This window comes from Methylobacterium sp. ARG-1 (assembly GCF_001262595.1).
GTDB classification, from domain to species: Bacteria; Pseudomonadota; Alphaproteobacteria; order Rhizobiales; family Beijerinckiaceae; genus Methylobacterium; species Methylobacterium brachiatum.
Genome location: NZ_LHCD01000003.1, coordinates 231,992 through 252,209 on the forward strand (window position 1 = coordinate 231,992; position 20,218 = coordinate 252,209).

Consider the following 20,218-nt stretch of genomic DNA (forward strand, 5'->3'; position numbering starts at 1 on the left):
AATCCTCTCGCAAAATAGCTGAAATCAGGCGACGAACTGGTCGCTGTGTGCGGCGGCTCGGACTTCGAGCTCGTGGAGCAGCATTCCAAAAGGCATGGGTTTGCCAACCAGGTATCCCTGGACATATCTGCATCCGTGGCTTCGCATTGTGCTAAGTTGTTCCTTCGTTTCAATTCCCTCGGCAATACAGTCAATATGCAAATTTCTACACAAATCGACGATAGTATTTACAACGTTGTATCCAATTTCGGTATCGATATCAGCAAGAAAGCTGCGATCAATTTTAATCTTGTCCAGGTGCAGGCGGTGAACGTAGCTTAAACTTGAGTAGCCGGTTCCGAAGTCATCCAGGGCGATTTTGATCCCTATTGCTCTTAACGCAGCGATTGATCCTCTTGCTGCCTCAAAGTCGCGCATCAAAGCGGTTTCGGTCAACTCTAGTGTGAGGCGGCGAGGGTCGAAGTTGCTCTGACGAACGGACGCTATTATCGACATGATCGTAGAAGGTGATACGAGGTCGTGCGACGAGAGGTTGAATGATAGGCCTACTGTAAGCGGCAGATGGACAGCGTCCGCGAGCGCCTTTCGAAGAAGCATGATGGTCAAAGTGTGGATCATCCCACAGCGTTCTGCAGCCGCAATGAAACGATCAGGTGAGACGCGACCGAGGGTAGGACTGTTCCAGCGCGCCAAACCTTCGACAAGCGAAATAGTATTAAAGGCAGTGTCTAATATAGGCTGGAAGACCACCTCCATTTCCTTCGCGAGATCTGCGTTTTGCAGATTGGTTTCTATTGCGCGTTCGGCTCGGATTGCATCTTCGTGCTCCTGAGAAAATATCGTCGTTCTGCCGCGTTGGCTCGCTTTGGAATGGTAGAGAGCATAGTCTGCGCGATCGAACAATTCGTCTGCGGTATGGCCGCCGGTTGGATAGACCACCAGTCCGCCTGAGCAGCCTGGGACGACCTGCGTGTCTCCCAAAGGGACCGGAATATGCAGTGTCTCGCAAATCCCGTTGCAGAGCGTGAGAACTTCCGAAGCAGCACCAGAATACCGCACAAGTAGGCCGAATTCATCTCCGCCTAAGCGGGTGACTATGATGTCTTCGGTTGCTAATGATGCGAAGCGGCGTCCTGCCTCCACAAGCACTCTGTCTCCCGCAGTGTGCCCGTAGGAGTCGTTGATAGGCTTGAAGTGATCCAAATCAAAAATGGCAAGCGCAAAACCGTGCTGGCCGTCCGCAGAAGTTTTGAGTAACTTGTTTAGTTGCTCGAAGAAGTAGCGTCTGTTCGGCAGCGAAGTGAGACTATCAGTCATCGCCAAGCGCTTATTCTCATCAACTAGTCTTTGTGCCTCCGTTTGTGCATCATACAGTTGTAGAAAATTAACAAAACTTTTTACGATGATCCGAACCATAACAATTGTTACAAATAGAACGTTGAGAGCAATAGCAACAAATACGGTATTTCCGCTCATCAGATAGTAAGGTATGAAGACCCCCATTACGATGGCGGTAGCAAGAAAGGCGGCAGTTGGCAGATGGCTTAAGCAGAAAATACACGCAATAACCGTAATCGCTATGAATACTACGACGTGTGCCTGATGATAGGGGCCGCCGTACTCGTCCAGTGCCAACCCCCAGCTTACGAACCCGATGGACAGCAACACGGTCACGACGCTTGTGCGGCGCAAGTGACGAACAGCATCCGCATGAGATGTTTCGTCAGGACGAAGACGGCACCAGTGAATTCCACGCGCAATGCAAATCGGCAAAAGTACCCCGGGTGCGCCGAGGGTAAGCCATACTGGGGCCAGGGAATAATGCGTGAACGCCAAAGCGAATGCATTAACCAAAATGAGTGCATAAAGGGAAATGATTTGCGGTTGGAGTTCGGCGAGTTGACGGATAACGATTTGGCGATCGGCGGTTTCTACGCCGAGGCCCAGCAAAAATTGCTGCAGGGCGCTCGAGGCATTCATTCGTGACGTGCCGTTCCATCCATAGCGTCCGTATCCATCCATGATCACTACTCTAAAATGTTCGATACGGAGCGTTGCACTGACTATTTCCATCGTTATTACGATAACGTCCAATTAATAGTTCCCGAAGGCGCTTCAAATAATGGCAGGATGGTTAATTGCGACGATTTCATAAAGTATTAAGATATTCGCAGCATTATCAAATCTGCCTTCGAGTTGGCTGCTGGCTAATATTTGCGGCAAATTCGATAATGCTATTGCTTTCGATGATAGTGATACAAGACGCATGCTGGCATTTTGCAAAATTATATAATGAAATACGGCAATTAGCCCTATTTGGACAAGTCTATCTAATCGTGCGACCGGTAGCGACCATTCCGACCTTCTGCAACAAGTCGAAGGACGGATTTGGCGAAATCAGCTCAGGTTGAAATTTGAAGTGGCAGATTAGGCCTCTGGGTTGTATTTCTTCAAACCCTCGACCCATGCGTCGAGGTCACCTCGGCGAACGCCGGACCGGCGCTCGCTGAGCTGTAGTAGCGGAGGCCCTTTCCCTTCCCGGCACAGCCGCCGGAGCGTGGTCGCGCTGAGGCCAAGCTCCTTGCACACGTCGGGGAAGCGCACGACGGTGCGCGCGGGATCAATGCCGTGCATCGCGTTCCCGGCCCCGCCGACCCTCGTCATGAACGATCTCTGGCCGATCCTGGCCGGTCTGCTTGGGATCGGCGTGATGCGCACCTACGAGCGGACAACGGGCGTGCCGGGGGCCGTGCCCGGGGCGCAGGCGGTTCGGCGCTGAGCCGGGATGCGCGCGACATGGCCGCCGCCCTCGAAGCCGTCACGCAGCCACCCGCCTTCCTACGGTTCCAGGATCAAGAGGCCATGATGCCGGAAGGCCAGAAGAGCCAGGACGAGGCCGCCTGGACCAAGATGCAGGTCGACGTCGCGGTCTCGGCGACGAAGCTCGATGCGGTCCAGTCCGATGTGCGCGGGATCCGGGAGGATCTCCGCAACGTCTACGCCACCAAGACCGAACTCAAGGACGTGGTCGACGACGTGTCCAAGCTGAAGGACCACGTCGGCTGGCTGGTGAAATCCGTGCTCGGCGCCATCGTGCTGGCGATCGTCGGGCTCGTCCTGTCGAAGGGCGGGGTGCCGCACTGATGCCCCCAAAACCGGAACCCATGCAGGTCACGATGCTCCCCGAGGTGGACCGTACCGACGAAATCTATGCCCGTGCCATCGAACTCGCCTACGGCCCCTCCAAGCGGCAAGCCCGCCTGCAGCTCGTGCTCAACGGGCTCTACTACAGCACCCTCCTGTTCGTGGTCGGCTGGATCTTCGCCATGGCGATCGACCGCGACCCCCCGGTCCGGCAAGTCTCGCGCGAGGTCGTCAACCCGGGCAAGCTGGTCCGACCCGGTGAGCGGCTGCTGATCCGCGGCGTGCGGGAGCGGTCGCGCTCCTGCGAGATCACGCGCCGCTGGTGGCTGGTCGACGGCGCCGGTCGGCGGCTCGACTACGAGGCCGAGCGCTTCGACGCCTACGGGCCGCTGGGGCGCGAGGAGGAGGTGATCGGCCCGTTCATCCCGCTCGACGCCATGCCCGGCCGCGGGCGGCTCCTCGGCGTGGTGGCATACGACTGCAACCCGTTGCAGCGCGCGCTCGGATGGTCGATCACGACGATCCTGCCGCCGCTGGAGTTCGAGATCTTACCGCGGGCGCCATCACCGTGAACTGCGCACCGCCCGGCCAGGACCTGAGCCACGTCTGGGCCTTGGTCTCGCTTCTGATCGGGATCATCGTCGGTTGGGCCGTGCCGCGGGATCCGCGATAGCTGGCCCACGGCTTGCGATGTTCCCGCGGTTCCTCCCGAACCACTTCCAGCCCCGCCGGCAGCCGCCGCGCGGGGCTGAATTTTCCACTGCATCGCAGGTGCTTCTTGCGTCGGATCCGCTCGCTTTCAACAATTCAGGTCCGAATTTAGAAAGAAGTATTCTGCTAGTCGCAACAGCGGCCTGACCGTACTCGGTAAATTATTTCACGCTCCGACGATAATATTGCCAAATACATAACGCCAGTTGTCTCGGTTCACGGCGCCGACTACAAACTTTTCACCCATAGATAAATCGATTCCCTCATGCCGACCGATCCGGTAGGCCCCCCATTAACGCCCGAGCTATTAGACGCGCCGTTAATTGTCTCCTTGAACGTGAAGTTTGGTCCTGGTATAACTTCAATATGTAATGACCGACGTCCAGATGTAAGAACTACCTTGCTGCCGTTTCTAGTAACGTCAAAATTAAATCCCTTTGCGTTGCGCCATTTGTCAGCTTGAGTAGCAAGTTCATTTGCAATGCGCTTTACTTCTTCATCGTTGCGCTTCGTTTCCTCCTGCTGTTCTTTCAGCTTGGCGTCTACAGCTTGAACTGCTTTATCGAAATCGAACATCGAATCCACCTGACTGCGCCCCCTTCGTCTGTTGCATCTGAGACGTAACACCTTCAGCCCCGCCCGGTTCGCCAGCGCGGGCTTCTCGTTCCTCACCGTCCGCCCGCCGCGCCCGCCGAAGAGCTTGATCCGCCGCCGCCGGAAAGGGTTGAATCGACGCTTCCGGAGAGCTGACCTGGCGTACCCAGCGGCTGCCCGTTTGGGCTCGTGTCCAGATTTGGATTTGAGGACTCAAGGCTGGTAGGAGCGGGACCAGAGGGTGAGACAGGGGCATACTCCTGACGCCCACCAGCCAGAGGCGTCACGACGCGGTCGGGGCGAATGTTCGTTTCGCAAAGGCCCTGACAGATCGGCACCATGAGGTCGGTTTGCTGGCAGACCGGCCTCATCTCGCCCCGGACGCACGTGCAGCGACAAAGAGCTGACGCGGGCGCTGGCAGGAGCAGCAGAGAAGCCCCGAGCATGAGCAGGCGCATGGTGACCAATCCCGGTTGCCCGGGGGCGGTGATCCGCCCTAATAGGATGCTGGATCGAGCAGCCCGAGGCTGCTTCGGCTTCCTAGTTGGTAGTGCCAGCCAAGGACGGCAACGCCGATCCGCCAGCGCCACTTTTTCTTATGTGACCCGAGCTTCGTGCATCCCGAGCCGCGTTGCGTATGGGCTCGACCGCTGGAGCGATCGGACGCTCCCCCGCCCCGTGATCAGATCGGGGCGGGGCCGAGCGGGATCTTAACGCGGCTCCCTTGGGCCTCTAGTTCGTCGGCGACGCCTTGCTCTTCACCGGACCCTATGGAACAGGAACCGCAGCTCGCGCTTGCGATTATTTGGCGTGGTCTCATACATAGTCTTCTACGATTCGGAGAATCCGGACCAGCTAATCACCTGCTCTCAACTCCGCCATCGCACAAGCTCTGCAGGCCACCTGCGCGCCCGGTTAGTATTTTTCATTCCTCTTGGTAACATACTTCATCGGAGTCGAAGTAAGTCCCCCAAACGCTATCCATTCCCGGCGGATCAAATTTGTCTTTGGCCGCACCTGGGGTGAAAGTCAGTTCACCAAATACAATTCGGCCATCTATATTATATAAATCAACTCTCACATAATTGAACCCGCTTGATAACTGATTAGCGACAAATAATAATTCGTCAAGGTTATCTGGTTTATCAACACCATCCGCGGGCCTTCTCTTGTGCCCATGATTTACATCGAGAGGCCTCCAGTCGCGGTCGAATAAATTCACACAATGATTTGTAAAGCGATTTGTGTGGACCTGTACGATTTGACGCCGTTCGCCATTCTTCTGGAAACAATGAATTTTGTAATCATCTGCCAATTTACCTTCGTTAATAAGCAGCTCCTCGAACATGACTAAAGGAGGAATACAATCATAATGGCTTTCTAGACCGAGTTTGTAATAATTAAGTTTCAGCCACGAGGCGGCAGTGTTCACGATTTCCGGCCGATCTATCGATGAGCTGTCTGAAACTAACTTCACCCAACCTGAGCCGTGCGTGGCTTTCATTGCAAAACTACGCGGAAGCTTGTCGAGATCGATATCCTCCGCTTGCGAAATCACGTCATATAATTTTGTGAGATAGCTGCCACCTGCTCTTTGCCTCACGTATTCACGAACGAAAAATTTATCACTAAGCGGGCTGTAAATCTTCCGCGGTCGTAGTACCCGACCGGCGATCTTCTCGCTAAACGTCTGCTGCTTTCGGAAATTGGGCCAAACACCGTGCGACCTACGATGTAATCCATAGATCATCATTCTTCTTGGGAGAACCCGTTTGATGAGAATCTTGAACCGATGTGACATCACAATGTTCCCGCCACGCAAGTATCACGGTGCCGTAAGGCGAATTAAATTTCGAGCCATAACTCATGTTATTTAAAAGCCGACGATTGCTTTATATGCGCTGGGTCGAATTGTGATCTTAGGTCAATCTGCTGAAGGCGCTGGGTGGCCTTCTTGAGGGAGATCAAGGCCCTGCGTGGTACAGCTGCCGGGCGGCAATATCATCACGGTTCACCCGGTCCGTCATGTCAGTTCACGCTTGATGAACCGCAAGCGGCCATTCTGTCTGCGCACTAGCGAGTTCAGACGCTCCCCCGCCCCGTGAGCAGATCGGGGCGGCGCCGAGTGGATTCAAAGGGGCCCACCCGGCGGGCTTCGAAGGGGTGCTAACATTGAAGGTGCAGTCTGCGCTTGCCTATGCCAGCGACACGGTAGGATTTTAGACTTACCTCTAAGTCTGTTCGAATATCTTTTGCGACTCATCATACCCATCCGTTGGCTATGTGGCGCAACGTCGCATTAAGAGAACAAACGCGAAACACCGCACTATCTTTTTAATCTCGTATGGGTATAAGTCCGCGCATGCGCAGCGTCGGCTCCCCGAATCACGTCCGCCCCGTGATCTGATGCACGACAGTAACACCATAGCCAACCAATTTTTAGCATTGGCGGATCGCCGAGGAGCGTCGTTGACGCCCATGCAGATCCTCAAGCTGGTCTATATTGCCCACGGCTGGCGGCTCGGCCTGTATGGAAAGCCGTTGATTAAGGACGAAGTCCAGGCCTGGCAGTACGGGCCTGTCATTCCACGCCTCTATAATGCTATGCGGCACTTTCGGAGTTCGCCCGTTGTCGGGCCTCTGAGCGCTCCAAGTTCGGACACACTCAACAAGAACGAAAAGAGCATTGTAGAGCAAGTATATAATATCTACGGTGACATGAGCGGCCCGGCCCTTTCTAGGCTAACGCATGCTCCTGGAACACCCTGGGATATGACTTACGAAGATGGCGAGTTTGGAGTCGAAATACCAAACGATATTATCGAGGATCACTACGAGCGTCTTGCTTTCTTTGACGATCACCCACGCCAAGTGCGGCCCTGATGACGGAAGTTGCTTCTGACGAGGAAGATGAGCAACCGAAGCAAATTCCAAGGATCGATGCTGAGACAGCGTCACGAGGGATGGTTGTCGGCCGCGATGATGCTGGGATAAAAGAAGCCCAGCTAATTGGAAGCGGCGCAAAAGTTAGTGAGATCAAGAGAAAGTCTGAAGAGCGCGAGTCAGACAGGGCCGAAAAATTCGGAGATAATTTCGAGACTATCTCCATATTTGCATTATGGTTTGGATTTGTCACATTTCTGGGTTTGTTTGGCGTCTGGGCTTATCATCTCGTTACGCCGGAATCTTGGCACTTCTTGAGTAATACGGCGCTGGACAAATTGCAGCTTGTAGTAACAGGCGGGTTTGTTACTGGCGTAGTGTCATCCCACATGAAGAAACGCCTTAGCTAGCTCGTCGCTGGCAGTATCCTCTCCGCTGGTGCGTGCGAGATACGCGAGGACAGCGCCGACTGATCAAAGCAAGTCGGCTCATTGCTGCCTCCCCCCTACCGCTACGATCCTCTCGCCAAACTGTCTCGTCAGCGTAGGCGGTGAAATAAGCGCCGCTATGTAGAGGTGGATACCCTCTCCCGCCCGCCGTCGCCACCTGGCGCAATCAGATCGAACGCTTTGAAGCCGTCATCTACCCATGGCATGTGAGGCCATGACCTACCGTGTTGAATTCCGCAGAGACGGCGCTGTCATCGGCGAGGCTGAGGGCTGCGAGGATCGAGCTGCCGCCAAACGGCTCGCGGAAGCGGAGATCGCCCAACGTGACGCCGAGATCGCACTCGTGATCGACGTGGACGGCACCGGAATCGAGGTCGCGTCCATCAGGCTGGATGCCATGAGGTGGGACGACGAGTAAGCGCTGCACCAGGTCGCTTCTCCGGCTACCGGACGAAGCCTGGGCAGACCAGAGAGCCGCCGGTCTGGGAGCTCGAAGCGAAGGGCGCTCGAAGCGCCTGATCCGACAGGCGTTCTCCGGCACGATCCACACCGCTCCACCGGCAAGATCCGAGACGCAGCCGGCGCCCGTTGATCGGGCCTGCCCGATCTGGCCCGTTCCGTCTTCGTTCCAGAACGGAGGCGACGGTGGCAGGGCTCCTGCGCGATATTCAGCCCGGTCGGGTCTATGTGGATTGCTCGTCCTGCAAGCGCTCGGGCCGGTACACCGTCACCAGCCTTCGCGAGCGGTTCGGGCCGGACATGTCCACGCTTGACGTGTTGCGCACCCTGACGGCGTCGTGCCGCTACCAGCGCCCGCCCGGTTCGCCGCCGGCCCGGAAATACGAGCACCTGTGCCTCGCCGCGATCACGCTGCCGCCGCCCATGCGCCCGACCATTCCGGTCCCGCCCGGCGTGCCCTACACGGTCGAGGTCTGGACCGAGACAGGCGGTGGCATCGAAGCGCAGCTCGCGGTGATCTACCCGATCGACATGGCGCGGGCCGCGTTCCGGGTGGCCTGCGAGCTCTGGCCGAAGCACGAGGTCACGCTCCGGGATCGGTGTCGGATCGTCGAGAAGCGGGAGCGGCCGGCGGCGCCCGCCAGCGCGGCGCCCGCCGATCCGCCTCCTCCCTGATCGCCAGGCCGGTCACCTCGAGGCGCGCCAGCACCAGAGCGGCCTCCCGGCCTCGCTCCCGGCCCGGGATTCCGGCACGCTCAGCGATCTGCGTAGCGGTCGCCGGCTCCGCGGTGAGGGCCGCCAACACGCGCCTGCGGGTGTCCTTGCGCGGCCGGGCGCCTGTTCGTTCGATCCGCACAGCGCTACTGCAGCCGGCCGACGCCGCCGTTCAGGCCGAGCACGATGGCTCACGCCAGCAGGTCCCCGGCCGCGATTGGCTCACCGCCGTCCACGCGCCAGTTCTCGAAGTCGTCGTCGGGCTCTACGGTGTGACCGCGGGACGTGAGCACTGTCACGGCCTCGGCGATGGGATCCTCCTCGAGCATGCGGCTACGCGGACGCCACGATCATTCGGGTCCGAGCCTCAATCATGCGCTGCTCGTAAGGCTGATCCACCATGTCCGCGGCGACCTTCTCGACGATCCGCCGCGTGGTCGCCTCGTCCAGGCCGAGCCCGCGGGCGAACCCGTCGAGCCGGCGCATCATGTGCTGGATCGCCGCCCCTGCATTGGGTTGGTCAGCCATGTGCCGGGCTTCCTACGTCGGCGGTATCAGCGTCAGTTCCTAGAGCACTCAAGATGCGAGAGACATGACGCGCGCCTTCAAGTCCGCGCTCTAGTCTGCTGATCGAACTCTGTGCAATGCCGAGCTGACGGGCGAGATCGTTCTGAGACAGCCCCAACTCACGTCGTCATCCTCCGGATGATTAGCCCGACGGAAAGCGAAGGGGCAGCGGAGTCTTCAGACTCACTCATGCCTCATCCCCTCACTGGATGCGCCAGCAGGATCCCGATGCGGACCAAGTGGGGCAACCCGACTGACTGCAGGTGCCTCACGTGCTTAGTATGTGCTTAGTGGAGGTAGTTCGTACTAAGCACCCGGAGGGCTAAGTCTTGGTGGGCGCACTAGGGTTCGAACCTAGGACCCGCTGATTAAGAGTCAGCTGCTCTACCAACTGAGCTATGCGCCCGATCGCGTCTGCGACCCGCCCGGGTGGCCACCAAGTCCGTCCGGGGTGGCGGGCTGATACCAACGCATCCGGGGGCTGTCCACCCCCGGATGCAGGTTTTTTGTTATTCCGCCGCCGCGTGCTGTGCATGAACCCGCACGGCGTGGGCCGCGAGCTTGTTCAGCGCCGAGAGATACGCCTTGGCGGAGGCCACCAGGGTGTCGGGATCGGCGCCGCGGGCGGTGACGCTGCGCTCGCCGTCGCGCAGGCGCACCGAGACCTCGGCCTGGGCGTCGGTGCCGCCGGAGACGGCCTGGACCTGGTACAGCTCCAGCTCGGCCTTGTGCGGCACCAGGGCGGTGATCGCGTTGAACACGGCGTCCACCGGCCCGTTGCCGTCCGCCTCCTCGATCCGGGTGCCGGTCTCGTCGGCGATGCGCAGGGTGGCGCGCTGCGGCCCCCGCGTGCCGGCGATCACCGAGAGCGAGACCAGCCGGATCCGGTCATGGGCGGTGGCGAGGTTCTCGTCGACGAGCGCCTCGATATCCTCGTCGTAGACGTGCTTCTTCCGGTCGGCCAAGGCCTTGAACCGCTCGAACGCGTCCTGGAACTGGTTGTCGGACAGGTGCAGGCCGAGATCGTCGAGCTTGGAGCGAAAGGCCGCCCGGCCGGAATGCTTGCCCATCACCAAGGAGGTCTTGGTCAGGCCCACCGAGGCCGGGGTCATGATCTCATAGGTCTCGGCGTTCTTGAGCATGCCGTCCTGGTGGATGCCGCTCTCGTGCGCGAAGGCGTTGCGGCCGACAATCGCTTTGTTGAACTGCACCGGGAAGTTGGTGGCGTGGCTCACCAGCTTCGAGGCGCGGGTCAGCATGGTCGATTCGATGCCGGTCTCGTAGGGCAGCACGTCGGCGCGGGTGCGGAGGGCCATGACGATCTCCTCGAGCGCGGCGTTGCCGGCCCGCTCGCCGATGCCGTTGATCGTGCACTCGACCTGCCGAGCGCCGCCCTCGATGCCGGCGAGGGAATTGGCGATCGCGAGGCCGAGGTCGTTGTGGCAATGGACCGAGAAGACGGCCTGATCGGCGTTCGGCACCCGCTCGCGCACGGACGCGAACATGTCGCGGTACTCGGAGGGCGTGGCGTAACCCACCGTGTCGGGCAGGTTGATCGTGGTGGCGCCGGCCTTGATCGCCGCCTCGACACAGCGGCACAGGTAGTCGATCGGCGTGCGGGTCGCGTCCATGGCCGACCATTCCACGTCCTCGACGAGGTCCCGGGCCTGGGCCACGGTCTTCAGGATGATCTCGAGCACCTCGTCCTGGGTCTTGCGCATCTGGTGGGCGAGGTGGATCGGCGAGGTCGACACGAAGGTGTGGATCCGCCCGCGCTTGGCGTGCCGCACCGCCTCGCCGGCCCGGGCGATGTCGGCGGGAATCGCGCGGGCGAGACCCGCGATGGTGGCGCGCTTGGTGCGCCGGGCGATCTCCGACACGGCCTCGAAGTCACCGATCGACGCGATCGGGAAGCCGGCCTCGATGATGTCGACGCCCATCGCGTCGAGGAGCTCGGCGACCGCGAGCTTCTCGTCGTGGGTCATGGTGGCGCCGGGGCATTGCTCGCCGTCGCGCAGGGTCGTGTCGAAGATGACGATGCGTTCGCGGGCGGTGGTGCTGGAGGTCATGGCGTTACCCTATCGCGGGCCGCCCGGCGGAAGGCTCGGGCCGGCGTGGTGCCCCGGGCGGGGCTGGATGTCGCGAGTGCAGAAACTCCCCTGAAGGCCCAGGCGCGCACGCCCAGACGGCCCTCAGGGGCGGGTAAGCAGAAGCGGAAGAAGAAGCCCGGAGCGGCGCGCACGGGACCGAATCACCGTCGAAGCGGCGCGGGCGGTCTCGATCGCTGAGCCGGCTCTGGCCAAGGCTCGTCTCTCCCGGGTGGGGCGCGGACGGCGTGAAGCAGCACCCGCGCAGTGGGCGGCAGAGGTAGCGCCGTCGCCACGGAAACACAAGGTCCGCCCCGGCTCGGCGCCTTGCCAAGCGCGCCCCGCCCTCGATAAAGCCCGCCGGCACATCGAGAGAGAACCCGCGAGACCGTCATGGCCAGCTACAAGCTCCTGCTCCTCCCCGGCGACGGGATCGGCCCGGAGGTCGCGGGCGGCATGCAGGTCGTGCTCGACGCCCTCAAGGAGACTGGGCTCGCGACCTTCGAGACCGAGACCGATCTCGTCGGCGGCTGCGCCCTCGATGCGCATGGCAGCCCGCTCTCGGACGAGACCCTGGCGCGCGCCCGCGCCGCGGACGCGATCCTGCTTGGCGCGGTGGGCGGCCCGAAATGGGCCGGCGTCGCCTACGAGAACCGCCCGGAGGCCGGCCTGCTGCGCCTGCGCAAGGATCTGGAGCTGTTCGCCAATTTGCGGCCGGCAATCTGCTACCCGGCGCTGGCCGACGCCTCCGCGCTCAAGCGCGAGCTGGTCGAAGGCCTCGACATCATGATCGTCCGCGAGCTGACCGGCGGTGTCTATTTCGGCGAGCCCAAGGAGATCACGACCCTGCCAGACGGCTCGAAGCGGGCCGTGGACACGCAGGTTTACACCACCGGCGAGATCGAGCGGATCGCGCACGTCGCCTTCGATCTGGCGGCCAAGCGCTCTGGCCGGGTCGCCTCGGCCGAGAAGCACAACGTGATGAAGTCCGGCGTCCTGTGGAAGGAGGTCGTGACCAAGGTCCATGCCGAGCACTACGCCCAGATCGAGCTGGAGCACGTGCTCGCCGACAATTGCGCCATGCAGCTGGTGCGCCGGCCGAAGCAGTTCGACGTGCTCGTGACCGACAACCTGTTCGGCGACGTGCTGTCCGACCTCGCCGCGATGCTCACCGGCTCGCTCGGCATGCTGCCCTCGGCCTCGCTGGGCGCCGTGGATGACAGCGGCGTGCGCCGGGCGCTGTATGAGCCCTGCCACGGCTCGGCCCCGGACATCGCCGGCCAGGACAAGGCGAACCCGATCGCGATGATCGGCTCGCTGACCATGTGCCTGCGCTACTCGTTCGGGCTCGGTGAGGCGGCGGACGCGCTCGACGGCGCCGTGATGGATGCGCTCGCAAGCGGCGCGCGCACCGCCGATATCGCCGGTGAGGGCACCAACCCGATGGGCACCCGCGCCATGGCGAACGCCGTGGCCGACGCCCTGCGCGCCCGCGTCGGCTGAGGATCCGTCACCGCCCGCGTGATAGGACGCATGGCGGATGGGCGCGGCGTTCGCTATGACGCACGGGCTTAAAAGCGCTCGCCGCCGAAGCGGATACCGGTTCGGCACCAGCGAGCGCGCAACATCGAGAACTTGGATCCGTGCCCGGGCGCAGCGCGATCGGGAACGGCTCTCAGAACGGGAGCGTCATGAAGGCCGGGGACGGGGCGACGGAGCGCGAGAGCGCGGATTTCGGCTTCGAGCGCGTGTCGCTCGACGAGAAGCAGGGGCGCGTCGACAGCGTCTTCCACTCGGTCGCCCGCCGCTACGACGTCATGAACGACTTGATGTCGGCGGGCCTGCACCGGGCCTGGAAGGCGCAGCTCGTCTCGATGCTGCGGCCGCCGCAGGGCCGGCCCTTCGCGCATCTCGACGTGGCCGGCGGCACCGGCGACGTGGCGTTCCGGGTTCTCGCCGCGGGCGGCCCGAAGACGCGGGTCACGGTGCTCGACATCAACGAATCGATGCTGCGCGTCGGCGCCGAGCGGGCCCGCGAGAAGGTCGAGGATGCGGGCGACCGGATCGCCTTCGTGACCGGCAACGCCGAGAGCCTGCCGCTGCCGGACGCCGCCTTCGACGCCTACACGATCGCCTTCGGCATCCGGAACGTGCCGCGGATCGAGACCGCGCTGGCCGAGGCGCGCCGGGTGCTGAAGCCCGGCGGCCGGTTCCTGTGCCTGGAATTCTCCGCGGTCGACATCCCGCTGCTCGACAAGATCTACGACGCCTATTCCTTCCACGTGATCCCGCGGATCGGCGCACGTGTCGCCGGCGATGCCGAATCGTACCGCTACCTGGTCGAGTCGATCCGCAAGTTCCCGACGCGCGGCGCCTTCGCGGGCATGATCGAGCGCGCTGGCTTCCGCCACGTTACGGACCGGCCGCTGTCCGGCGGGATCGTGGCGATCCATTCCGGCTGGAAGGTCTCCTGATCTTGGCCAACGCATGCCACCGCCCGCCCGCCGTCGCGGTGGGGGGGAAAGCCCCGGTGCGTTCATGATCGGCGCCGCGATCAACCTGTTCCGCGGTGCCCGGGTCGGCTTCGTCCTGGCGCGCGAGGGCGCCCTCGCCCTCGTCGACCCATCCGAGCTGCCGGCCCATCTGCGCTTCGCCCTCAAGCTCGGGCGTACGCTGGAGCGGCGCGGTCTGGGACATGGCGCCGCCGGATTGTCGGCCGCCCTGACGCGGCTCGGCCCGTCCTACGTGAAGTTCGGCCAGTTCCTGGCGACCCGGCCCGACATCGTCGGCATGCGGGCGGCCTCCGACCTGGAGCGGTTGCAGGACCGGGTGCCGCCGTTCCCGCAGGAGACCGCCCTCAAGGTGGTCGAGATGGCGCTGGGCAAGCCGGTGCACGCGCTATTCGTGTCGTTCAGCGAGCCGATCGCCGCCGCCTCGATCGCGCAGGTCCATAAGGCCGTGGTGCAGGATGCCGACGGCACCCGGCGGGCGCTTGCCGTGAAGGTGATGCGCCCGGGCGTGCGGGAGCGCTTCATGCGCGACCTCGAAGTCATGCGGTTCATGGCCCGGGTGGTGCACGCGCTCTCGCCGCAAGCCGAGCGGCTGCGCCCGCGCGAGGTCGTCGAGATCCTCGCCCGCTCCGTGCTGATGGAGATGGATTTCCGCCTCGAGGCCGCCGCCGCCTCGGAGATCGCCGAGAACACCAAGGACGACCTCGATTTCCGGGTGCCGAAGCCCGAATGGGAGCTGACCGCCCGGGAGGTGCTGTCGGCCGAGTGGATCGAGGGCGTGCGCTTGCACAGCGCGGCCGAGCTCGCCGCCGCCGGCCACGATCCGCAGGCGATCGGCCGCACGGTGATCCAGAGCTTCCTGCGGCAGGCGATCCGCGACGGCTTCTTCCACGCGGACATGCACCAGGGGAATCTGCTGGTCGACGCCGAGGGCCGGCTGGTCGCGGTCGATTTCGGCATCATGGGCCGGCTCGGCCTGAACGAGCGCCGGTTCCTGGCGGAGATCCTGCTCGGCTTCATCCTGCGCGACTACCGCCGGGTGGCGAAAGTGCATTTCGAGGCCGGCTACGTGCCGGCGCACCACTCGGTGGAGGATTTCGCGCAGGCGATCCGGGCGATCGGCGAGCCAATCCATCAGCGCCGGGCCGACGAAATCTCGATGTCCAAGGTGTTGACCCTGCTGTTCGACATCACCGCGTTGTTTGACATGAGCACGCGGACCGAACTCGTGATGCTCCAGAAGACCATGGTGGTGGTCGAGGGCGTGGCCCGCTCGCTCGATCCGCGCCTCGACATGTGGACCACCGCCGAACCGGTGGTGCGCAGCTGGATCACCAAGAATGCCGGCCCGCTCGGGCGCGCCCAGAGCGGCTTCGAGGCGCTGCGGGTGGTCTCCGATCTAGTCGGCGATATTCCCGACCTCGCGACCCGGCTTAAGCGCGTGCTGATCCGGCTCGACGAGGCCGGCACCGGCGATGCGCGGCGTCTGGAGCACTTCGCCCGCAGCGAGGGTCGGCGCGCGATCTGGTCGACCCTGGCGCTCTGGGGCATTGCCGTCGGGGCGCTGGTGATGGCGTTCCGCGGCGTCTGATGACCGGGACGGGGTGAGCCCTGGCCGGCTTACTCCGCCTCGACGTGCCCGGGCATCAGCGCCCGAAGCTCCCGGGCCAGCTCGCTCAAGCCCGTCGTGCCCTTGGCGAGCACGCGGTCGGCCTGACCGGCGAGGCGACGGCGATCCTCGGCGGTGATGTCCTTGGCGGTCAGCACCACCACCGGGATGTCCCGCCAGTCGGGCCTGGCGCGCAGGGCCCGCAGGAAGCCGAACCCGTCCATCTCCGGCATCATCAGGTCGAGCAGCACCAGGCAGGGCCGCTCCGCCTCCAGGGTCTCAAGCGCGCGCACGCCGTTCTCGGCCGCGACCACCGGAAAGCCCTCGCGGCCGAGATAGGCGCAGACATGGGCGCGCGCATCCGCCTCATCCTCGACCACCAGGATCGGACCCTCGGCGGCGACCGGCCGGAAGCGGTCGATGACGTGGCGTAGGCTGCCCCAGTCGATCGGCTTCTGCAGATAGTCGGTGGCGCCCAGCGAGAAGGCGAGGTTCTGCTCGTCCAGAACCGTGACCATCACGATCGGCGTCGCGCCGATCTCCGGGTCCGCCCGCAGGGCGCGCAGCACCGCCCAGCCGTCCATCTGCGGCATGGTCACGTCGAGAAGGACCGCTCGGGGGCGCAGGGTGCGGGCGAGCTCGAGCCCGCGCCGTCCATCCTCGGCCACCGCCACGGAGAACCCTTCGCGCTCCAGGAAGCGGGCGAGGAGATCCCGGGTGGCGGCATCGTCGTCGACCACCAGGATCGTCCGGCGGTCGCCCGGGCTCTCGCCGGCCAGGCCTGCATGCTCGGCCTCCGGGCCCTGGAACTGCACCGGCAGCGTGAGGGTGAAGGTGGTGCCCTGCCCTTCCAGGCTCTCGACCGCGATGGACCCGCCCAACATCTCCGAGAAGGCGCGGGTGATCGACAGGCCGAGCCCGGTCCCGCCGAAGCGCCGCGTCGTCGAGGCGTCGGCCTGGGTGAAGCGCTCGAACAGCCGCCCGACCTGCTCGGCGCTCATGCCGATGCCCGTATCCGTGACGGTGAAGCACAGAGCCTCCACGGTGCGGCTGACGCCCAGGGTGATCCGGCCGTTCTCGGTGAACTTCGCCGCGTTGCTCAGGAGGTTGATCAGGCACTGGCGCAGCTTGGTCACGTCAGTATGGGCCGTGCCGACATCCTCCGCCAGGTCGAGGGCCAGGGTGTTGCCCTTCTTCGCGATCAGGCCCTCAACCGTGGCGGCGACGTCGCGCACCACCTCGGCGACATCGAAATCCTCCGCGTAAATCTCGACCCGGTCGGCCTCGATCTTGGAGATGTCGAGCACGTCGTTGATCAGGCCGAGCAGGTGGCGGGCGTTCGACTCGATCTTCTTCATGTCGGCGATGAGGTCGGCCTCACCGAGATCCTCCAGCTCTTCCTGGACCATCTCGGAATAGCCGATCACCGCCGAGAGCGGCGTGCGCAGCTCGTGGCTCATATTGGCCAGGAACTGGCTCTTGGCCTCGTTGGCCGCCTCGGCTGCCGCGCGGGCCGCCTCGATAGCGGCTTCCGCCTCCTTGCGCTCGGTGATGTCGGTGTGAGTGCCGACCCATTCGCGCAGCGTCCCGTCGGCTTCCAAGATCGGGACCGCCCGCACGCTCATGTGGCGGTAGGCGCCGGAGCGCGCCCGGATCCGGTGCTCGGTGGCGTAGGGCTGCAGCGTCGTCACCGCCCGCGTCCAGTCGGCCTGGGTGTGGGCGCGGTCGTCCGGATGGATGACGTCGAGGAAGCCGAGGCCGGAATAGGTGGCCTCGTCCTGGCCGGTGAAGCGGCTCCAGGCTGTCTGGCGCCGGTGCAGGCTCCCCTCCGGGTTGGCGGTCCAGACGATCGCCGCGCTGGCCTCGATCAGCGAGCGGAAGCGCTCCTCGCTGCGCCGGGTCCGCATCTCTGCGAGGTGGCGGATCGTGTCGTCGACCACGACCAGGCCGACGCCCTCGACATCCTGGCCGCTGTCGCCTCCGGTCCCGTCGCCGCGCAGGGGGTAGAAGCTCATCGAGAACTGGCGCACCCCGCCGGGGGCAGACGGCGTCGGGACCGCCACCGGCACGTTCGGCGAGACCAGGCCTTCCTCAAGCGCTGCGGCGAGCTTGGGCGCCAATTCCTCGCGCAGGGTCGGGAGCATGGCCCAGATCGGGGCGCCGAGATCGGCCCCGAAGCCGCGCTCGCTCATCGTGGCGAGCGCCCGGTTCATGTGGCGGATCTTCAGGTCGCGATCGAGGAAGCCGAGGCCCACCGGGGCGTTGGCCAGCACGCCGTCGAGCAGCCGCGACATCCGCAGCGATTCCTGCCGCCGCACCAGGGCGAGGCGGGCGAGCAGCACGATCGCCCCGAGTGCCGCCGCGCCGGAAAGCAGGAACAGGACCAGCCCGCGCCAGCGCTCCCGGGTCTGCAGGTCGGCGAGATGCTGTGCGGTGATCGCCTGGCGGGCCGCGGCCTCCATGCGGATTGCGTCCATGACGCGCTTGCCCTCGCCGGTGCGGACGAGGTCGGTGGCCGCGTCGAAGCCCTTGTCCCGACGTGCCGCGACCACGCGGGTGGCGAAGGCGCGCTTCTGCGCCACCAAGCCGGCGAGCGACGGGGCGCCGGTTCGGACCGGCTCCTGGGCGGTCGAGCCGAGCGCGCTGAGCTCGGTCTCGATCTTGCCGAGCGCCTGGGTATAGGGCGCCAGGTAATCCTCGCTGCCGACCAGGACGAAGCCGCGCTCGCCGGTCTCCAGGTCCTTGACCTCGGACAGCAGGCGCTCGACCCCCGCGATGGTGGCGTTGGCCTGCGCGGTGGCGGCGCGGTCGGCTTCCCCGCCCAGGTAATTGGCCGTGCCCGCGACCAGCGCCACGACCAGCAGGATGAAGGCGGCGGGTGAGCCGAGCAGCGGTCCCAGGGGACCGGCGCCGCGCCAGTTCGGCCGCCGCAAACGAAAGATCGATCCGACTCCCTGACGACCGCTCACGTCTCCACCAGCCCGGTGCTCGCACCCGAGGCCTCGGAATCAGCCCGTCCATGCGGCAAAGCGAGGTATTCGTGCGAGCGCATCTCGATCAGGCGGGAGACGGTCCGATCGAACTCGAACGCCTCGCGCCCAGTTTCGGCGCTGTAGAGGTCCTGTGCCTCGGCGGCCGCGGACGCGACGAGCTTCACGTGCCGGTCGTAGAGCGTGTCCACCAGGGTGATGAAGCGCTTGGCCTCGTTGCGCTCGGCCTCGCTCAGCACCGGGATCCCGTCGAGGATCACCGTGTGGAAGGAACGCGCCAGGGCCATGTAGTCCGATGCGCCGAGCGGCTGCCCGCAGAGGTCGTCGAAGCTGAAGCGCGCGACACCGTTCGCCTCCTCGGGAACCGCCACGTCCCGGCCGTGGACCTGGATCGTGGCCGGGCGACCCTTGGCCTTGCCGGTCAGCGCCTTGAACGCGGCGTCCAGGGCCGCGCGGGCGGCCTCGTCCGCCGGGACGTGATAAACGGCCGCGCCGCCGAGCTTCTCCAGGCGGAAATCGGTTCGTGAATCGAGGCGAACGACCTCGACCTGTTCCTTGAGCGTCGCGATGAACGGCAGGAACAGGGCGCGGTTGAGGCCGCCCTCGTAGAGCCGATCCGGCTCGACGTTCGAGGTCGCCACCACGGTGACGCCGCGCCGGAACAGGTGCCCGAACAGGCGCCCGAGGATCATCGCGTCGGCGATGTCGGTCACCGTGAACTCGTCGAAGCATAGCAAGGTCGCCTCGTCGGCGAGCTGGTCGGCCACCGGACCGATCGGGTCGTCGCCCTTCACGGTGCCGGCTTTCAGTGCCTGCCGATAGGCGTGGATGCGCTCGTGCGCATCAGCGAGAAACCCATGGAAATGGACGCGCCGTTTCGGGGCCGGCGCAGCCTCGTGGAACAGGTCCATCAACATGGTCTTCCCGCGCCCGACCGAGCCCCAGATGTAGAGTCCCTTGGGGGATTCGGCCTCGTCCTTGCGCCGGAACAACCAGCCGAGCGCGCTGGTCTTGCTGGCACGCTTGCGGCGTCCGAGATCCTGAAGCAGCCGATCGAGGGCACGCACCAGCTGCCCCTGGGCGGGGTCGCGCTCGATGGCGCCCGTGGCCACCAGGGCTTCGTAGCGTTCGTGAACCGGGCCGGGCGAGACGGCGCCGGCCCGAGCCTCCGCGGAGGGCGCGTGTCGCTTCCCGGATTGCTCGCTCACGCTGCCGGTCCCCTGCAACTCGCTACGGCGCCGGACCGGCACCCCCCGTACCCGATCGGCCGTTCCCGACCCGAGCCGCCTCCCTGTGCCGTGCAAGCTCGGCTCGAATCAAGCCCGGGACAGAACACGCGACGCCAAACCGTTCCATCAGGCCCACGCATGGCAGCCTGCCTAAGCCGGGGCTCGGTCATATTGCTGCATTGCACAACGGCCGAGGGAATGCGAGATCATCCTAGTCTTTGGGGAGGAACGTCCGGACTCATCGGCGCGACAACGCGCTCAGACCGGAGACC

18 protein-coding genes and 1 tRNA gene are annotated in these 20,218 nt (G+C 63.8%); 10 read left to right on the top strand and 9 right to left on the bottom strand.

Going from position 1 to position 20,218, the window contains the following annotated elements:
• Positions 1-24 precede the first annotated feature (24 nt).
• On the bottom strand, positions 25-2,094 hold the full coding sequence (locus AKJ13_RS30220) for an EAL domain-containing protein (RefSeq protein ID WP_244471512.1): 2,070 nt from the start codon (positions 2,092-2,094) through the stop codon (positions 25-27).
• Between the two features lie 514 nt (positions 2,095-2,608).
• Here AKJ13_RS30220 and AKJ13_RS32185 point away from each other — a divergent pair.
• Genes AKJ13_RS32185 through AKJ13_RS04805 form a run of 3 tightly spaced genes read left to right on the top strand, consistent with a single transcriptional unit; the run spans position 2,609 to position 3,716 of the window.
• Positions 2,609-2,779 (top strand): hypothetical protein, encoded by a 171-nt coding sequence (locus AKJ13_RS32185; protein ID WP_200905595.1) that lies wholly within the window; start codon positions 2,609-2,611, stop codon positions 2,777-2,779.
• A gap of 17 nt (positions 2,780-2,796) precedes the next feature.
• A complete protein-coding gene (locus AKJ13_RS04800; RefSeq protein ID WP_050732329.1) occupies positions 2,797-3,144 on the top strand; it encodes a hypothetical protein in 348 nt (115 codons plus the stop codon).
• 20 nt (positions 3,145-3,164) lie between these two features.
• Positions 3,165-3,716, top strand: coding sequence for a hypothetical protein (locus tag AKJ13_RS04805; protein WP_050732330.1), 552 nt, complete (start codon positions 3,165-3,167; stop codon positions 3,714-3,716).
• Positions 3,717-4,083: 367 nt separating this feature from the next.
• On the opposite strand, the gene AKJ13_RS31270 is transcribed toward AKJ13_RS04805, so the two are convergent.
• Positions 4,084-4,431, bottom strand: a complete 348-nt coding sequence (locus AKJ13_RS31270) for a hypothetical protein (protein ID WP_144426183.1) — start codon at positions 4,429-4,431, stop codon at positions 4,084-4,086.
• A 943-nt stretch (positions 4,432-5,374) separates the two neighbouring features.
• Entirely contained in the window at positions 5,375-6,250 is an 876-nt protein-coding gene (locus AKJ13_RS30235; RefSeq protein WP_082316858.1) for an ATP-grasp fold amidoligase family protein, read from the bottom strand.
• A 677-nt stretch (positions 6,251-6,927) separates the two neighbouring features.
• On the opposite strand from AKJ13_RS30235, the gene AKJ13_RS30240 reads away from it, so the two are divergent.
• From AKJ13_RS30240 to AKJ13_RS04815, 4 genes are all read left to right on the top strand, one after another.
• A complete protein-coding gene (locus AKJ13_RS30240; protein ID WP_200905587.1) occupies positions 6,928-7,332 on the top strand; it encodes a type II toxin-antitoxin system antitoxin SocA domain-containing protein in 405 nt (134 codons plus the stop codon).
• On the top strand, positions 7,332-7,742 hold the full coding sequence (locus AKJ13_RS31275; RefSeq protein ID WP_144426184.1) for a hypothetical protein: 411 nt from the start codon (positions 7,332-7,334) through the stop codon (positions 7,740-7,742). Before AKJ13_RS30240 ends, AKJ13_RS31275 begins: the two co-directional genes overlap by 1 nt.
• Positions 7,743-7,995: 253 nt before the next feature.
• Positions 7,996-8,199, top strand: a complete 204-nt coding sequence (locus tag AKJ13_RS04810) for a hypothetical protein (RefSeq protein WP_144426185.1) — start codon at positions 7,996-7,998, stop codon at positions 8,197-8,199.
• Positions 8,200-8,426: 227 nt separating this feature from the next.
• The gene (locus AKJ13_RS04815) at positions 8,427-8,915 is read left to right on the top strand and encodes a hypothetical protein (RefSeq protein WP_050732332.1); all 489 of its coding nucleotides are present in this window, start codon (positions 8,427-8,429) and stop codon (positions 8,913-8,915) included.
• A 230-nt stretch (positions 8,916-9,145) separates the two neighbouring features.
• Here the strand turns inward: AKJ13_RS04815 and AKJ13_RS32190 are convergent, their stop codons facing one another.
• The 4 genes from AKJ13_RS32190 to AKJ13_RS04830 form a co-directional block, all read right to left on the bottom strand.
• A complete protein-coding gene (locus tag AKJ13_RS32190) occupies positions 9,146-9,283 on the bottom strand; it encodes a hypothetical protein (protein WP_200905588.1) in 138 nt (45 codons plus the stop codon).
• A gap of 4 nt (positions 9,284-9,287) precedes the next feature.
• Positions 9,288-9,482: a hypothetical protein gene (locus tag AKJ13_RS04820; RefSeq protein WP_050732333.1), complete on the bottom strand. Its 195-nt coding sequence runs from the start codon at positions 9,480-9,482 to the stop codon at positions 9,288-9,290.
• A 369-nt stretch (positions 9,483-9,851) separates the two neighbouring features.
• Positions 9,852-9,927: transfer RNA gene (locus AKJ13_RS04825), tRNA-Lys, on the bottom strand.
• 103 nt (positions 9,928-10,030) lie between these two features.
• A complete protein-coding gene (locus AKJ13_RS04830) occupies positions 10,031-11,590 on the bottom strand; it encodes a 2-isopropylmalate synthase (RefSeq protein WP_050732334.1) in 1,560 nt (519 codons plus the stop codon).
• A 411-nt stretch (positions 11,591-12,001) separates the two neighbouring features.
• Between AKJ13_RS04830 and leuB the strand changes: the two genes are divergently transcribed.
• The 3 genes from leuB (at position 12,002) to ubiB (ending at position 15,709) form a co-directional block, all read left to right on the top strand.
• Positions 12,002-13,111: a 3-isopropylmalate dehydrogenase gene (gene leuB / locus AKJ13_RS04835; protein WP_050732335.1), complete on the top strand. Its 1,110-nt coding sequence runs from the start codon at positions 12,002-12,004 to the stop codon at positions 13,109-13,111.
• Positions 13,112-13,299: 188 nt separating this feature from the next.
• Positions 13,300-14,082: a bifunctional demethylmenaquinone methyltransferase/2-methoxy-6-polyprenyl-1,4-benzoquinol methylase UbiE gene (gene ubiE / locus AKJ13_RS04840; protein WP_007559838.1), complete on the top strand. Its 783-nt coding sequence runs from the start codon at positions 13,300-13,302 to the stop codon at positions 14,080-14,082.
• Positions 14,083-14,146: 64 nt separating this feature from the next.
• Positions 14,147-15,709, top strand: a complete 1,563-nt coding sequence (gene ubiB, locus AKJ13_RS04845; protein WP_050732336.1) for a 2-polyprenylphenol 6-hydroxylase — start codon at positions 14,147-14,149, stop codon at positions 15,707-15,709.
• A 29-nt stretch (positions 15,710-15,738) separates the two neighbouring features.
• On the opposite strand, the gene AKJ13_RS04850 is transcribed toward ubiB, so the two are convergent.
• Complete coding sequence (locus tag AKJ13_RS04850) at positions 15,739-18,660, bottom strand: response regulator (protein WP_050732337.1); 2,922 nt, start codon at positions 18,658-18,660, stop codon at positions 15,739-15,741.
• Between the two features lie 32 nt (positions 18,661-18,692).
• On the bottom strand, positions 18,693-19,925 hold the full coding sequence (gene zapE / locus AKJ13_RS04855; RefSeq protein WP_050732500.1) for a cell division protein ZapE: 1,233 nt from the start codon (positions 19,923-19,925) through the stop codon (positions 18,693-18,695).
• Positions 19,926-20,218: the final 293 nt, after the last annotated feature.